Annotated in this window: 15 protein-coding genes; 14 read left to right on the top strand and 1 reads right to left on the bottom strand. The window is 49.2% G+C overall.

Features of this window, described 5'->3' with window-relative positions:
- Positions 1 to 30: 30 nt before the first annotated feature.
- The 12 genes from OXG87_04465 to rpoN all read left to right on the top strand — a co-directional run bounded on the left by OXG87_04465 (position 31) and on the right by rpoN (position 11,001).
- Positions 31 to 378 carry a hypothetical protein gene (locus tag OXG87_04465; GenBank protein MCY3868787.1) on the top strand — a complete coding sequence of 116 codons (348 nt, stop codon included), beginning with the start codon at positions 31 to 33 and terminating at the stop codon, positions 376 to 378.
- Complete coding sequence (locus tag OXG87_04460; GenBank protein ID MCY3868786.1) at positions 371 to 547, top strand: hypothetical protein; 177 nt, start codon at positions 371 to 373, stop codon at positions 545 to 547. Before OXG87_04465 ends, OXG87_04460 begins: the two co-directional genes overlap by 8 nt.
- Positions 548 to 549: 2 nt before the next feature.
- On the top strand, positions 550 to 960 hold the full coding sequence (ruvX, locus tag OXG87_04455) for a Holliday junction resolvase RuvX (protein MCY3868785.1): 411 nt from the start codon (positions 550 to 552) through the stop codon (positions 958 to 960).
- 6 nt (positions 961 to 966) lie between these two features.
- Positions 967 to 1,992, top strand: a complete 1,026-nt coding sequence (gene mltG / locus OXG87_04450) for an endolytic transglycosylase MltG (GenBank protein MCY3868784.1) — start codon at positions 967 to 969, stop codon at positions 1,990 to 1,992.
- A gap of 27 nt (positions 1,993 to 2,019) precedes the next feature.
- Positions 2,020 to 4,191 (top strand): UvrD-helicase domain-containing protein, encoded by a 2,172-nt coding sequence (locus OXG87_04445; protein MCY3868783.1) that lies wholly within the window; start codon positions 2,020 to 2,022, stop codon positions 4,189 to 4,191.
- An 8-nt stretch (positions 4,192 to 4,199) separates the two neighbouring features.
- A complete protein-coding gene (gene gatC, locus OXG87_04440; protein ID MCY3868782.1) occupies positions 4,200 to 4,487 on the top strand; it encodes an Asp-tRNA(Asn)/Glu-tRNA(Gln) amidotransferase subunit GatC in 288 nt (95 codons plus the stop codon).
- Positions 4,488 to 4,550: 63 nt separating this feature from the next.
- Entirely contained in the window at positions 4,551 to 6,332 is a 1,782-nt protein-coding gene (locus OXG87_04435) for a CTP synthase (protein ID MCY3868781.1), read from the top strand.
- Positions 6,304 to 6,837 carry an LPS export ABC transporter periplasmic protein LptC gene (lptC, locus tag OXG87_04430; protein ID MCY3868780.1) on the top strand — a complete coding sequence of 178 codons (534 nt, stop codon included), beginning with the start codon at positions 6,304 to 6,306 and terminating at the stop codon, positions 6,835 to 6,837. Before OXG87_04435 ends, lptC begins: the two co-directional genes overlap by 29 nt.
- A complete protein-coding gene (locus OXG87_04425; protein MCY3868779.1) occupies positions 6,834 to 8,147 on the top strand; it encodes a hypothetical protein in 1,314 nt (437 codons plus the stop codon). The genes lptC and OXG87_04425 overlap by 4 nt, the downstream gene beginning before the upstream one ends.
- Complete coding sequence (lptB, locus tag OXG87_04420) at positions 8,144 to 8,869, top strand: LPS export ABC transporter ATP-binding protein (GenBank protein ID MCY3868778.1); 726 nt, start codon at positions 8,144 to 8,146, stop codon at positions 8,867 to 8,869. The genes OXG87_04425 and lptB overlap by 4 nt, the downstream gene beginning before the upstream one ends.
- Positions 8,870 to 8,961: 92 nt before the next feature.
- Complete coding sequence (locus OXG87_04415) at positions 8,962 to 9,510, top strand: MOSC domain-containing protein (GenBank protein MCY3868777.1); 549 nt, start codon at positions 8,962 to 8,964, stop codon at positions 9,508 to 9,510.
- Between the two features lie 3 nt (positions 9,511 to 9,513).
- Positions 9,514 to 11,001, top strand: a complete 1,488-nt coding sequence (gene rpoN, locus OXG87_04410; GenBank protein ID MCY3868776.1) for an RNA polymerase factor sigma-54 — start codon at positions 9,514 to 9,516, stop codon at positions 10,999 to 11,001.
- A gap of 5 nt (positions 11,002 to 11,006) precedes the next feature.
- Here the strand turns inward: rpoN and OXG87_04405 are convergent, their stop codons facing one another.
- Complete coding sequence (locus tag OXG87_04405) at positions 11,007 to 11,783, bottom strand: hypothetical protein (GenBank protein MCY3868775.1); 777 nt, start codon at positions 11,781 to 11,783, stop codon at positions 11,007 to 11,009.
- A gap of 316 nt (positions 11,784 to 12,099) precedes the next feature.
- On the opposite strand from OXG87_04405, the gene OXG87_04400 reads away from it, so the two are divergent.
- Together OXG87_04400 and OXG87_04395 are read left to right on the top strand one after the other, a co-directional pair.
- The gene (locus OXG87_04400) at positions 12,100 to 15,303 is read left to right on the top strand and encodes a lamin tail domain-containing protein (GenBank protein ID MCY3868774.1); all 3,204 of its coding nucleotides are present in this window, start codon (positions 12,100 to 12,102) and stop codon (positions 15,301 to 15,303) included.
- A 58-nt stretch (positions 15,304 to 15,361) separates the two neighbouring features.
- Positions 15,362 to 15,637 carry a hypothetical protein gene (locus OXG87_04395; GenBank protein MCY3868773.1) on the top strand — a complete coding sequence of 92 codons (276 nt, stop codon included), beginning with the start codon at positions 15,362 to 15,364 and terminating at the stop codon, positions 15,635 to 15,637.
- Positions 15,638 to 15,799: the final 162 nt, after the last annotated feature.

The following is a 15,799-nucleotide window of genomic DNA, read 5'->3' as shown; positions in this document are numbered from 1 at the left end:
ATTGCTTAAGTTTGCCTGAAGGAGAGAAAAATGGAAAAGCCAGATTTTAGCGAAGATGAACGCATATTGTCTGTTTTGACAGACAATACCGATATTGAAGCGTTTAACAACCTGATGGAACACGCACATGAGCAGGGGATCAGTGCGGCTGATTTTATTCGCGAAGAACCCAGGCGGACCTCCCGAAAGCGCATTCGCAAGCTCTGCCTGAAAAATCGCAAGCGATCCCTGCAAGTGATGTTCCAATCCATTATCAAATCGCTGTGGGATCGCCCTGTTACAGACACATCGGCTGTCGAATCCCTGTATGGGATGCCGCCTCAATTTGGCAAACCCCACCGCAATGGTCATACAAACAAAGGGAATAAGGGTGAATAATCCATTGATCCTTCGGGCGCATATTGACGAAATAGAAGCTCTTAGAGACGATTTGCTGCCCTATGCTAAACGCGGACAGGTCGATGCACGCGAACTCGCGGTTGCCCTGCACAAAGTTGCAATGGAAAAACGCGACCGTTTGCGAGGCCATATTGATGGGCAACCCTGATTATGACGCGGATTTTAGCCGTTGATTTTGGGAGGCGCCGCATTGGTCTTGCGGTATGCGACGAATTGCAAATATCTGTCCGTGGATTGCCCACACTCAAAGTCCGCAATTTCAATGATAGTGTCGCGCAGGTCGCGCAGGTCACAGAAGACGAGGCTGTTGGGGAAGTGGTTATTGGCTTGCCCTTAAACATGGATGGCAGTTGTGGAGAAATGGCGAGCGCTGTAGAAAATTTCGCTTCCCAACTCGCTGTTTTGTGTAATATGCCCGTTCGCACGTTTGATGAACGGCTTTCATCGGCGGGTGCAAAACGCGAGTTACAGGCCATGCAGACTAAAAAACGCAAAGGTGAAATAGATCGCATGGCTGCCGTATTAATCCTCGAAACCTATTTACAACACAAAGGAAAATAGCCCCTCATGAAACGGTTTCTCTTTATTTTGAGCATTGTGCCAATTGTGTGCATTTTGGTTGCTTGCACGGGGATTTTTATTTTTAATCGGCCAACGGGAGTGGGGAAGAAAGAGGTCGAGATTCGACCTGGAGCAACCGTTAAACAAATCAGTCATCAACTCTATGGGAAGCGCCTGATCCACAGCCCGCGACTGCTGCAGTTTCTCGCGCAACTCAATGGGAGCAGTCGCCGCCTGAAGGCTGGCATTCATCCTTTCGACGGTCAGATGACGACCTGGGAGATTTTGCTCGAGTTGGAGCGTTCACGCGATGTCACGCAAGATGTTACGGTCCTCGAAGGTTTAGAAAAAAAACAAGTTGCGGCGATCTTATCTGAAAAATTAAAACTCGACCAGAATAAATTGCTGTTGTTAATGAACAGTGCCGCTTTTTGCAAAACCCTTTCCGTGCAGGCCAAAGATCTGGAAGGCTATTTATTTCCCGAAACCTATAATTTTCCGACAACAGCATCAGAACAACAGGTTTTGCGCAGGATGGTTGAGCACTGTCAGGCTGTTTTTGAAGAACGGCTTCAGAGACGCGCAGATGAACTCGAAATGAGTATTCACGAGGTGATCACCCTCGCATCTATTATCGAAGGGGAAACCAGTTGGGATTCCGAGCGAGATACGATTGCGGCAGTCTATCACAATCGTCTGAAAAAAGGCATGCGTCTGCAAGCCGATCCCACGGTGCAATATGCTCTTCCCGGTGAACCTCGACGACTTTTTTACAAGGATTATGACTTCGATTCTCCCTATAATACTTATCGCCATGCGGGATTGCCACCCGGGCCGATTAACAGTCCTGGACGTGCGTCTATCGAGGCTGCACTTTTTCCCGCGGATGTCAATTATTTGTATTTTGTCGCTACCGGCGCAGGCGGTCATGTTTTTACACGAACCTTGCAAGAGCATGTAGCTGCAAAAAAGAGAACCGCTTCTGCACGAGAAAATACCTGGCAAAAAAAGAAACTGGTAACAGGGGATTAGAGGCCTGGGGGTTTTGACAACTGGCTTATGTCTTCGATTCTCAATGGATTAAATGATGCACAACGCAAAGCTGTACAGGTCGTAGATGGTCCCGTGCTCATTCTCGCGGGGGCCGGATCTGGCAAAACGCGCGTTTTGACGCGGCGCATCGCCTATCTGTTGAGTGAATGCGGCGTTGATCCACGTCAGATTTTGGCGATGACCTTTACCAACAAGGCCGCAGGAGAAATGCGCGAGCGGGTCGAAGACTTGCTTCATCGCTCGTGCAAAACCATGTGGATTGGCACGTTCCACAGTTTATGTGCGCGTCTTTTGCGGTCACAGGCCGAACGGGTGGGGCTAAGATCCAACTTTACGATTTACGATACCACAGATCAACTCGCACTTCTGCGACGGGTGATTGCCGACGAGGAACTTTCCGAACGCGATTTTCCAGCGCGTTTGATTCGCACGCGGATTAGCCAGGCAAAAAATCAGATGGTGGGCGTCGATGTATTTGCCCAGCGTGCGAGCACGTTTCGGGAGCAAATAATCGCGCGGGTCTTCCGCCATTATCAGGATGCCTTGAAGCAGAATAATGCCGTTGACTTTGACGATTTGTTGACATTGAGCGTGGAGTTGATCCGCGATCACGAGGATGTAAGACAGACCTACCAGACGCAGTTTTCACATATTTTAATCGACGAATATCAGGATACCAATCGTCCACAATACCTTTTTGCGCGTCATCTGGCTGAGGAGCATCAAAATATATGTGTTGTTGGCGATGATGATCAGAGCATCTATGCATGGCGCGGCGCAGATATTCGCAATATTCTCGATTTTGAAGCCGATTATCCCAACGCACTTGTCGTGCGTCTGGAGCAAAATTACCGTTCCACGCAGGTTATTCTGGATGCTGGCAATGCCCTGATTCGCAACAATGCGGGGCGCAAGGGGAAGGAACTGTGGACAAATCGCACGCGGGGCGAGAAAATCCGTTTGAAAAGATGTGTCGATGAAGCAGAAGAGGCACGCTGGATAGCCGGTGTGGCACAAGATTTTAAGCGCGAGCATACCTACCGGGATATGGCGGTGCTATATCGCACCAATGCACAGTCTCGCGCCCTTGAAGAAGGATTTAGACGCGCCAATATCCCGTATCAAATCGTGGGGGATGTGCGATTTTACGAGCGCAAGGAAGTCAAGGATGTGCTCGCATATCTCAAATTGGTGGCCAATCCGCGCGATTCCATCAGTTTTTGGCGCGTGATTAACACACCGCGCCGCGGCATTGGAGCGACATCTACAGGACGGCTCGATGAGTTTGCCATGCGCGAGGGGGTTGCGCCCTATGAGGCACTTGCACATTTAGATGCTATTGATACAATTCCGAAGCGCACAGCTCACGCGATGCAGCGGTTTTACGACATGATCGAGGGTTTTCGCGTGGATATGGAAGCGATACCCGCGGATGAACTTGCCGCAAAAATTGTCGATGAAACCGGATATTTGGGCGATTTTGAGAAACTTCTACCAGAAGAACAGATGTCGCGAAGAGCGCATGTCGCGGAACTGCTGACAGATATCCAGCTTTTTGTCGAGCAGTCGGACGATATCTCTTTAGAGGCGTATTTGCGGAAAGTTTCGCTGGTGACAGATGTGGATCAATGGGAAAATGCCGCGGATGCGGTCACACTGATGACTTTGCACAGTGCCAAGGGACTGGAATTTCCCATTGTGTTTGTTACCGGCCTCGAAGATGGGCTGTTTCCAATTTTGCGAACCGCTGGCGAAGAGGGCAATATGGAAGATGCGTTAGAAGAGGAGCGCCGTCTTTTCTATGTAGGCATTACCCGCGCCCAGGATCGGCTCTTTTTGTCTTATGCAATGCGGCGGCAGCGATACGGCGGTGCGGTATCCTGTTCGGCCTCGCAGTTTTTGTCCGAAATCCCCGAAGACCTGCTCGATGCCGGTTTTAAGATTAGCGAGGTCAGCAGTGCTCCAGGTCGAAAATCGGGCAGAGAACCCGCCCGACGGGTCAATCCGGGAGAACCGTTTTTGATGGATGTCGGATCCTGGGTCGTGCATCCCGCCTGGGGCCGTGGACAGATTCAAAGCCGCACGGGATCGGGACAAACAGCCAGACTCAAAGTGCGGTTCGACGGTGGAGCCGTTAAGACCCTTATGGTCAAATTTGCCAATCTTCAGCCAGGATAGGATTCCCTATGCCTGTTTCAAAAGATGATGTACGAAAAGTGGCGCAACTTGCGCGCCTGGATTTTGCGCCGGAAGAAGAGGCGCAACTAATCGAAGACTTGAACCGCATGCTCGAATATGTTGCGGCACTTGATCAACTCGATACAACAGAGGTCTCCCCAACAGCGCATGTACTCCCCCTGGAAAATGCGTTTCGGGACGATGTAATGGGACGTTCATTGGATCGGTCAGATGCGCTGGCGAATGCCCCGCTTTCTGGGCAAGGTCACTTCCGCGTCCCCAGAGTAATTGAATAAGCACAAGTGTCGGCGGTAAACTTCCGCCGATTTTCTTTTGTCGAATACAGATGGAGGCACATTGTGAAAAAAAATGATCGCGAACCAAAATACATCGTGGTTGCCGGGGGGGTGATCAGTGGCGTGGGGAAAGGACTCGCCACGGCTTCTATCGGTAAAATTTTGCAGTATTACGGCTATAAAACCACGGCCATAAAGATCGATCCCTATTTGAATTACGATGCCGGAACACTCAGGCCCACGGAACACGGCGAGGTGTGGGTCACGGATGATGGGGGCGAGATCGATCTCGATTTGGGAAACTACGAGCGGTTTCTCGGCCTGGATTTGCCCCGCACAAACAATCTTACAACCGGACAAATTTACCACGCGGTTATCGAGCGCGAGCGGCGGGGCGAATATCTCGGACAGACCGTTCAGCCGATCCCACATATTACTGACGAGATCAAAAATCGGGTTCAGCAGGCTGCACAGGGGTCCGATATCGCGCTGGTCGAAATTGGCGGCACCATTGGCGACGATGAGAATATCCCATTTTTCTTTGCAATGAAGGGCCTGGAGCGGGAAATTGGCGAAGCTAATATTATGTATGTGCTGGTTAGCTATTTGCCCGTACCCGATCATATCAACGAGATGAAGACCAAACCCACGCAACACGCAGTCAAACTACTAAGCGGACATGGCATGGTGCCCGACTTTATTATTTGCCGCGCCACGCGACCGGTTGATGAGGTGCGAAAACGCAAAATTGAGGTTTCTGCCAATATTCCAAAAGATCGCATTATTTCCGCGCCAGATTTGGATATCGTATATCAGGTTCCGATCCATTATGAAAGCGAGCAGGTAGGTGTTAAAATGCTCGCTCACCTGGGGCTGGAACCCAAAAAAGAACCCGATTGGACGCGGTGGACGCAGTTGGTGCAGAAGATTCGTCGGCCTTCACAGACGGTGAAAGTGGCGATGGTTGGAAAATACGTCGAGATCGGCGATTACGAATTTACAGATTCGTACATTTCTGTGAACCAATCCCTCGAACACGCCGGTGCCAATTTGGACACGCGCATCGATATTTCCTGGATTGATTCGGCCAGCCTCGAAATGGGAGGGGTCGAAGATGTACTTGGAGAATTTGATGGCATTATTGTGCCGGGGGCTTTTGGTGAAGGAGGAGCCGAAGGGGTGATTGAGGCCATTCGCTATGCGCGTGAAAATGGTCTGCCATTTCTCGGACTGTGTTATGGACTTCAGATGGCAATTGTTGAATATGCGCGAAACGCGGTGGGATTGAAAGATGCCAATTCGGCTGAAAATGATCCCGACACGCCCCATGCCGTGATCGATATTCAGATGAGCCAACGAGAAATCATTGAAGAAAGTCGTTTTGGCGGTACGATGCGGCTGGGAGGATATGTGGCTGTACTCCGCCGAGAGAGTGTCGTACTCGACCTGTATGAACGCACGGGGCGCCTGGAGGAAGACGCATGGCGCATCGATCAACTGAGCAAGAATCCGGCTGAGGCTTTCCGCCTGGGTGTTCTTCTCGAAAGCGAGCGCTGCGTGATTGAACGCCATCGCCATCGCTATGAAGTATCGCCCAAATTCGTCGATTTGCTCGATGAATTTGGCCTGATTTTCTCCGGGTATCACCGCCGAGAGGATGGCACTAAACTCATGGAATTTATCGAGTTACCTGATCATCCATTTTTTGTAGCTACGCAAGCCCATCCCGAATTTAAGTCGCGCCTCGAACAGCCCGCCCCTTTGTTTTACGGTTTTGTAGAAGCTGTCGTCGCTCATACAAAGGAACGAGTTGGTGATGCGTCGATTTCTGAAAAAAGCGTCTGAGGTTCTATTGTGCGCCCTGTGTGCCTGCGCTCCTGCTGATCGGGTAGAACATGCTGTGGAAGAAACGCCGGTTAACCGAGAAATGTGGCACTGGTCCACGCGGATTACGGATCGTGGCAAATCCCGAGCGCAGGTTCGAGCTGGCTCTTTTCAACAGGTGTCGGAAAATGAACCCGCCCGATTTTCCGATGGGGTTCGGGTTGTATTTTTTAATTCCCAGGGCGATACAGTTTCCACGCTGAGTGCTGAAAGGGGCGAAATTAACGCATCGGGCGACGATATGAAAGTATATGAATCTGTGGTTGTCGTTGCACGAGACGGCACGCAACTACAAACGGATTCGCTGCGCTGGCAACGCGATGAGGATCGCATTATGGGCGACGGCTATGTGATGATTTCTCGGCCCGATGGCACGGAGACAGGAGTGGGTTTTAATGCCTCGTCAGACCTGAAACAATGGACGCTTTTGTTTGTAAATACGCGAATGAGACGCAAAAAGCTGTGAAAAATATCAGACATTATTTTATTTTTCTAACAGAACTCCGGGGCATTCTCGGAGTTCTGTTTATATGTACCTGTTCGGGAGTAAATGCCGAGCAGAAGCTCAGTGCAGATTGGGTGAAAACGCTGCTCTTAAACGACCAGACACAGCGCAATTACCGCGGAAGCGTGGTGTATGAAGACAGCTTGCGCCAATTCACTGTAAAAGCCGATTCTGCACATGTACGCGTTGGAGATGCGATTTATCTTTTTGTACATCAAGTGAGCTACAAAGATACGGTGCGGGAAATTCGAGCTGATACACTTGTGTTTCAAGACCGCGAAGACCGCGCGATATTTCGGGGGCAGGTCTTTCTAAGCGACGACCAGCACACGCTTGAGGCGCATATCGTGCAGTTTTTTACCAAAGAGGACTCGCTTAGTGCCGAGGGTGATGTCATCCTTCTGTTGCCGGAAGGCCGCAGCCTCCGCGCTTCTCAATTGCGCTACGATTTAATCAGCGAGCGCGGAAATTTGTGGGGCCAAACACAGTTACAGATAGTAGGGGAACACGGCGATACCCTCAAGACGCAGTCCGATTCTATTGCCTTTGCCAATCGCGGGCGAGAACTCTTGCTCAATGGCAACCTCATCTTGCGTCAGGGACACACGCGAGGAAAAGCCAGGTCTGGCGCGTATGCGGATTCTGCAATCGTCCTTTCTGGTAGGCCCTTGATGACCTGGACCAATCCCAGTAGGCGCGATTCCGTTTCGGCACAAGGCACAAAAATTCTTATGGATGTATCTGATCAGACCATCCGTGCGCTGGTACTTTCAGATAGCACACGTATCCATGCTATGGCACTTGCCAGTGGTCATGCACAAAAAATACGCTCAGATTCTGCTCGAATTGTCTTTCGTGATGAGGCCCCACAGCGCATGCACGCCTGGGGAAATGTGATACTCAATCTGAGCGAGCGAGATACGTCGCGAGCGGTGTTGTCTGGTGGAGACCTCAAAGTGGCCTATAGAGATGGAAAATTGGATAGTTTGACACTATCTGATGGCTGCATCGGTTCTTATATTGCCCAGGACAGCTTATCGGAAAGCCGTCTGGGAGGCAAGCGGTGTGTGTTGTGGTTTTCCAATGGCGAGTTAGCCCAGATGGCAATTTCCGATGAAGCATATTGCACGCGGATCACGCAAGATAGCGACGATGTGACAGTTTCCGGGGATTATCTCCTTTTGAAATTTACCCCGGGACAGTTGTCATCTATCCGGGCGGAGGGCGCTGTGCGAGGGCACTATGCTGCTGAATTGGAGGATGCGCCGTGAACCTGAGAGCCGAGGGACTGGTAAAAAAATACGCACGGCGTCTGGTTGTCAATCAGGTCAACTTGATTGTCAATCCCGGTGAAATTGTTGGCCTGTTAGGGCCTAATGGCGCGGGAAAAACCACCTGTTTTTACCTCATTGTCGGCGCAATTTCGTCAAATGCAGGACACATTTTTTTAGGTGATCGAGACATCACTGCATTGCCCATGTATCGCCGCGCACGCCTGGGCATTGGTTATCTGGCACAGGAATCTACAGTTTTTAGAAAGATGACCGTGTTGGAAAATGTACTGTCCGTGCTCGAATACGAGAAAATGGGTAAGGAAGAACGGTTAGATCGCGCCCACAAAGTATTGAAAGATCTGGGAGTTGGACATTTATCGCACCAACGCGCAGATAGTTTATCGGGCGGCGAAACGCGCCGACTGGAAATCGCACGGGCACTCTCTCGAGATCCGCTTTTTATGCTGCTTGACGAACCATTTGCCGGCGTGGATCCGCGTGCAGTTGAAGATATTCAAAATATTATTGCCGAATTGAAACGCCTGAATATTGGGGTTTTGATTACTGATCACAATGTGCGAGAAACTCTGGCGATTACAGACCGCTCCTATTTGCTCTCCGAGGGAAAGATTCTCCTATCAGGTACATCCCAGGCATTGGCAGCAAGCGACGAAGCGCGTCGCATTTATCTGGGTGACCGGTTTCGTTTGGATTCGTGACAAATGGGGAAAAGGGTTTACAATCCTATCCGTTATTTGTTATTTTATTTAAAGTTGCCTTTTCTCTTTATTGAACACCAATGAGGACAAGAATGAAACATGTAACAATGGCAGAGTTGGAAGCGGGATTGGAAGATATTCGTCAGTCGCCCCCAGATACTGGTGTGCTGGCGTTGATTGTGCGACGGCCGCAGGTTGAGGCGCGGGAGGTCCTGGAAGTGGGCGAACTCGATCTGTTTGAAGGACTCGTGGGCGACAACTGGAAAACACGCGGCAGTTCTCAAACCGCAGATGGGGCGGCCCATCCAGATATGCAACTCAACATTATGAACGCCCGCGTGATTGCCCTGTTGGCACAGAAAAAGGAGCGTTGGGCACTGGCGGGGGATCAATTGTATATGGATCTCGATTTGAGCGCAGATAATGTGCCACCGGGTACCAGACTGAGTCTGGGGGAAGCGGTGATCGAGGTAACAGATCAACCGCACACGGGCTGTAAAAAATTTGCCGCGCGTTTTGGATTGGACGCGCTGAAATTTATCAGTTCTCCCGTGGGCAAACAGCTTCAGTTGCGCGGAATCAACGCAAAGGTCATTCGCTCTGGCGCGATACGGATTGGCGATACTGTGGAGAAAGTGTAAACTATGATTGGTCTTGATCATACACAATCTCAGATGCTCCAGCAAAAACTGGCACCGCAACTTATCCAATCTTTGCACCTGCTCCAAATGCCAACTCTGGAATTAGTGGAATTAATTCGACAAGAATTGGAGATCAATCCGCTTCTGGAAATCGATGAAGACGCTAACCGGGATTTGGAGCAAGAAGAACCCGAAGCCGAACTGGATGACGAAGATGATACCGAAGAGCAGGATGAAGCCCCCCTTGAAGAATTGGAATTCGAAGAATTGGATTTAAACACACTCGATACAGACGTATTTGATGAACAAGACTGGGACCACTACTTAAATGAATCCGGGTATGCCAGCCCACGCGAAGAATTTGAATCCATCGAAGACCGGCACAACGACAGCACCACTCAAAAAACGCTTCGAGATTCACTTTTAGAACAGGTAGCAGTTACGGATCTTTCGCCGAGCGATCGCATCATCGCCGAATATCTAATTTGCAATATTGATGAAGACGGATTTTTGGGATGTTCGACAGGGGAAGTGGCTGATGAACTTGGGGTCAGTCACGATAACGTGGAACGCATTTTGGGCGTTATCCAGACATTTGACCCCGTAGGTGTTGGTGCACGAAACCTTCAAGAGTGTTTGTTGATTCAGTTAAAAGAAAAAAATATCACAAACGGTTTGGTTGCAAAAGTGGTGCGCAATCACCTCGACGATTGGATCAAACGCCGGTTCGGCCAGATCAGCCAGGCGCTCGACACAAGTATTGATGATATGCGCATTGTCGAAGAAGTCTTCGCATCGCTTAATCCCAAGCCCAATATTGAGCCTGAACCGACATTGAATCTCAATCACGTCATTCCCGACCTCGAAGTCCAAAAGATCGGTGACGAGTACGTTGTTTCCCTGACCGATCGCACACTGCCAGAATTGCGTGTCAGCCCAATTTATCGCTCTTTGCTCAGACAATCTGACAAATCTGGGCGAAATGATCCAAAACTGCGAGAGACCAAAAAATTTGTCGTTGAAAAACTCAATTCTGCGCGCTGGTTTATCAATGCGATTCACCAAAGACGCATAACCATGTTAAAGGTCATGCGATGTATTGTCGAAAATCAGATTGACTTCTTTGACCGAGGTCCTGGTTTTCTCAAGCCGATGGTGCTTCAAGAAGTAGCTGATAAGGTGCAGATGCACATATCGACCATCAGCCGTGTGAGCAATGGCAAATACGTGCAAACACCGCATGGCGTTTATGAGTTGAAATATTTTTTTGATGGAGGATTGAGTCGATACGACGACGACGATATCTCTGCCAGAAGTGTAAAAGAAAAAATCGCAACGCTCATTCGCGATGAAGACGTACAGGATCCGTTGAGCGATCAACACATATCAAATATTCTCGAAAAAGAAGGCATTAATATCGCGCGACGCACAGTAGCCAAATATCGAGATGAACTCAATATCAGCTCTGCGCGACTGCGGAAGGCGCTTTAGATGCTTTAGTCTGTCTGTTGAGTGCTGATTTCGTCTTCTGAGATTTTGTGTACGCTTTTGGGATTAAAGGTCTGTTGGGTATTGATGCGAAGTGCAACTTCAATCCGCCCGCCAGTTAGCACAAAAAACTGAATCAGAAACCCGCCACCTTGCATGGTTTCAACCTGATAAGCATCGGAGTCTAATCCTTCGAGCAATAGGGGAAGGGTGGTTTCAAATCGTGGGTGCTGTGTAATATTGGGAGGCAACGCCATAATCAGGGTTCCCGGTTCTGTATTGAGATAACCTCCAATGCGTTGTCGCGTGCTAACCATGTGAGAAATAATCCTGCATGCATAATCAAAATCATCTCCACCGTTTCGATCTGGTGGCACGATTCCCCATGTCAGGTGGTGGATAAAGGGATTGCCGTATCCCTGCCCGAGCATCTGATCAAGCGCGGGTTGATCAACGGGGTGAACCACTGCGACATAGTGAAACCAGCCGCGTGCGAGGGCAGGATGCCCGGGAGGCAAACCCGATGGCACGTTGATATAATCCCGTTCATCGACGGGTGAAGGGTAGCACTTCGTGTCCCAACCTGCAATATAACCCATTGTTTTTAGAGGTCCCGCGACAAGGTACGGAGGATCTGTAAAGATCGCTGCGTGGTCCATGTAGGGATACAGTTTAACGCCAGCATCAGAAATTTTTTCGGCCACTTGCAAGGCTTCGTCAAAGCGTTCAGACGCATTCTCTATTTGGAGAACTGTGTGAAAGTCTTCGGGTAATTTACAGTCCATAGTATCCTCCTCCTGTTGGTTAGAAGACATAACCAATAAGAGGCTATACGTCAAGAAAAAATAACCCCCGGTCACTTTAGTGGTCGGGGGCTATTTAGTGAAAAATTTGATTCATTCATTGCCGCAAAATTGAACAATTCGTACTCCCAGATAGTCTGGTTATACAATCTTTCAGAAACGTAACTCACTGATTTAGTGTCACTTGCGGAATTTTTCAGATTTTGGCACGCGATTTGCAGATGCCCTGATCTAAAAAACATTGCGCGAGGTCAATATAGTGAGATACTGGATTATTGTTGTGATATTGGGAGTGCTTTTGTTAGCACAGGTTTTTTCCGCTGAAGCAGTTGTCGTGATCAATGAGGTCCTTGCAGACCCACCATCGGGAAATAGAGGCGATGCCAATGGTGATGGAACTCAGAACAGCTACGAGGACGAATTTGTGGAAATACTAAATACCGGGGCGGAGTCTATTGCAATCGGCGGATGGCAATTGTCGGACTTGAAACCCGGCTCAAAAGGGCCGTTCACCTTTCCACCTGATACACGGATTGATCCAGGCGAATATATCGTACTTTTTGGCGGAGGGACGCCAACCGGATTTGGAGGCCAAGTTTTTGTCGATGATGGTAAGATCGGCGGGGGATTGAGCAATTCGGGAGACGCGGTATTTCTCATCACAACTTCAAACGATACGATTGCAAGAGCAGAATGGGGGAAAGAGGGGGGAAAAGATCAATCTCTGGTGCGGTATCCAGAAGGGACTGGCAGGTGGGTATTGCACAGTGCTGACCCTGGCAGGGGATTGTTTTCGCCAGGCAAACCACGGTCGCTTTTCGATATACTCCAGTCTTTTCCCGAATATCTGACCATGAGAGAAGGAGAATCCGTTTCACTGATACCCGCAATTTATAGCTACGAAATTGGGGAAACAAGGCGTATTGAGGATGAAGTTTTATGGGTATCGTGGGATACTACGATCGTGCGAATTGAACAGAGCAACAAGGTGGTTGCTGTGCGTGTCGGTGAGACGGAGGTCGGGTTTTTCTGGCGTGGTCGCGAGAGTCTTCACACGTATATCCGGGTGTTAGAAAAAGAAAAACCGCCATTGGTGATCTCGGAGGTGCATCCCAATCCCGCTTGGGGGGAAGCAGGTGATACCAATGGCGATGGAGTGCGACATACCTATCAGGATGAGTTTATAGAAGTGGCGAATCTGAGCGAGAATCCCATTGACATTGGCGGCTATTTTCTCGGTGATGACGATGTCTCTGCAGACCGCCTATTTCGATTTCCCGATAACACAGTACTCGATACGCAAGCAGTGGTAGTGCTCTTTGGTGGGGGGGATATGTCGATTAGCGGTCGGGTTTTTGCTGATGACGGTCGCATTGGCGATGGACTGTCCAATTGGAGCGATACCGTGCAGTTATTGGCACCCGATAGCAGTACAGTGGTATTTTCAATGACGTATGAACGCTCGACCAGAGGCGTATCTTATGCCAGAAATGAGGACGGCAATTATCTGTTACACAATCAGATATACGAGGAGGAGCCTACCTCAGTCGGACGCTTAGAGCCAGGTGATGATCCGATTGAGCCCGAAAAATTGGCCGAGTTGGTGACTATCCCCGACAGCCTGGTATTTTCCGAAATCCTGATGTTGCCCGAACAGGTGGATGCCAATAACGATGGGATTATTGATCGACATGCGGATGCTTTTGTCGAAGTGACTAATATCGGTGCGGATACGCTCGACCTGAGCGGATGGCTCATCGGCGATGACGATATTATTATCTCTCAGTTTTTCTCTTTTCCCGATAATATCGTGCTCTTACCCGGTGGTTATATCACCATTTTTGGTGGGGGAACGCCAGTGGGCATCTCTGGCACCGTCTTGTCTGCTGAAGGTCAGATTGGAAATGGACTCAGTAGCGGTGGCGATGTCGTCCATCTGATCATGTCCGATGGCAAGACCGTGGCGCGGTCTGTGCGCGTGCCAAAAGCTACACCAGACGTTTCATGGCTATTTTCGCCTGATGCCCCTCCAAAGTTACACCCCCAAATCCCCGACGGGCACGCGATGTCGCCCGGTACATCACCGGATGGACAAGAGGGGCCTTCCATAAATACGGCGGCACTCGACATATTCCAACCTCCTGAAGGTCTGGTAATCTCTGAAGTCTATCCCAATCCCGCCGCAGGCGATGCAGGCGATACCAATGGCGATGGGGGGCGACACACCTATCAGGATGAGTTTGTCGAGATAGCAAATTTAGGCGTACATCCCATCGATATTGGTGGCTATTACCTCGGAGATGACGATGTACCTGTGGAAAAACTTTTTCGATTTCCCGATAACACAGTGCTCGATACGCAAGCAGTGGTAGTGCTCTTTGGTGGGGGGGATATGCCAGTTAGCGAGCGAATATTTGCCGATGACGGCCGCATTGGCGATGGCCTGGCCAATGGAGGTGATACCGTGCAGTTACTGGCACCAGATGGGAGTACAGTGGTCTCTAAAATGACGTATGAGAACGCGCGTCAGGGCATATCCTTTGCGAGAGACGATAATGGTAATTATCTATTACACAATGAGATATACAAAGGAAAATCTATATCTGTCGGACGCTTAGGGCATGGTGATGATGCAATTGACCCCAAAGGATTGACTGTCCCCAACGGTCTGGTATTTTCCGAAATCCTGATGTTGCCCGAACAGGTGGATGCCAATAACGATGGGATTATTGATCGACATGCGGATGCTTTTGTCGAAGTGACTAATATCGGTGCGGATACGCTCGACCTGAGCGGATGGCTCATCGGCGATGACGATATTATTATCTCTCAGTTTTTCTCTTTTCCCGATAATATCGTGCTCTTACCCGGTGGTTATATCACCATTTTTGGTGGGGGAACGCCAGTGGGCATCTCTGGCACCGTCTTGTCTGCTGAAGGTCAGATTGGAAATGGACTCAGTAGCGGTGGCGATGTCGTCCATCTGATCATGTCCGATGGCAAGACCGTGGCGCGGTCTGTGCGCGTGCCAAAAGCTACACCAGACGTTTCATGGCTATTTTCGCGCGATAATCCTCCGCTATTACATCCCCAAATATCAGACGGGCGGACAATGTCGCCCGGAAAATCACCAATTTCAGAGGCGAAATCAGACACCCTGATTGGGGCGGGAAAACCCATTGCTTTTCAGGTTGAAGACCAGACAGTTAATAATCTTATCGAAGAGGATCACAAAGAGGGCATTTACCCATCACCGAATCCCTTCAATTCTACAACTGTATTGGGTTTTTACACTACAGGAGGTCCTGTTTATGTGACTATATATAATATTTTGGGACAACCCATCAGACGGTTGGTTCAACAGCATTTGCCAGCCGGATATTATCGGCGTATATGGGATGGTAAAAATGACTTTGGAGTATCTGTGGGTTCTGGAATTTATATCGTCCTTTTAAAAGACAAAGAAGCGACATTTACACAGCGAGTCGCGCTCTTGAAATGAGAAGCGAGACGTATTTTGTATCTTAATCTTTTGCCAAATAGAGGGGAGGTGAAACAGGATGGCACAACCCGAAATTACATTCCGTCATGGTCTGTGTAGTGCTTCGATTTTTGAAAATGAATACAAGCGCGGTGAAGAATCTTTCACTGTACGCACGGTTTCATTTCAGCGAAGTTATCTGGATAAAGAAGGGAATTGGCAAAGCACCAATAGCTTGAAGGTGAACGATATTCCCAAGGCCGTATTGGTGTTAAATAAAGCGTATGAGTTTTTGACATCAAACAGTCAGGTTGAAGCAGAAGCAGATGATGCGGCTGCTATAGCAGATGAATAGGTTTGAGGAATTGGCGCACTTATACCTCATACCCTTTCAGTTATCAGTTCGATAATTCAAATACAAAAGGTCCAGCTAATTACTGGACCTTTTGTGTGTACCGATTCATTTGTAAGCCGCTTGTGGCGTAAACGTTTGTGTCTGGGATTTATTTCACTATGC

The organism is Gemmatimonadota bacterium, from assembly GCA_026706845.1.
Classification (GTDB): domain Bacteria; phylum Latescibacterota; class UBA2968; order UBA2968; family UBA2968; genus VXRD01.
Note: the sequence above shows the minus strand (reverse complement) of the source record. Positions and strands in the feature narration are given on the sequence as shown.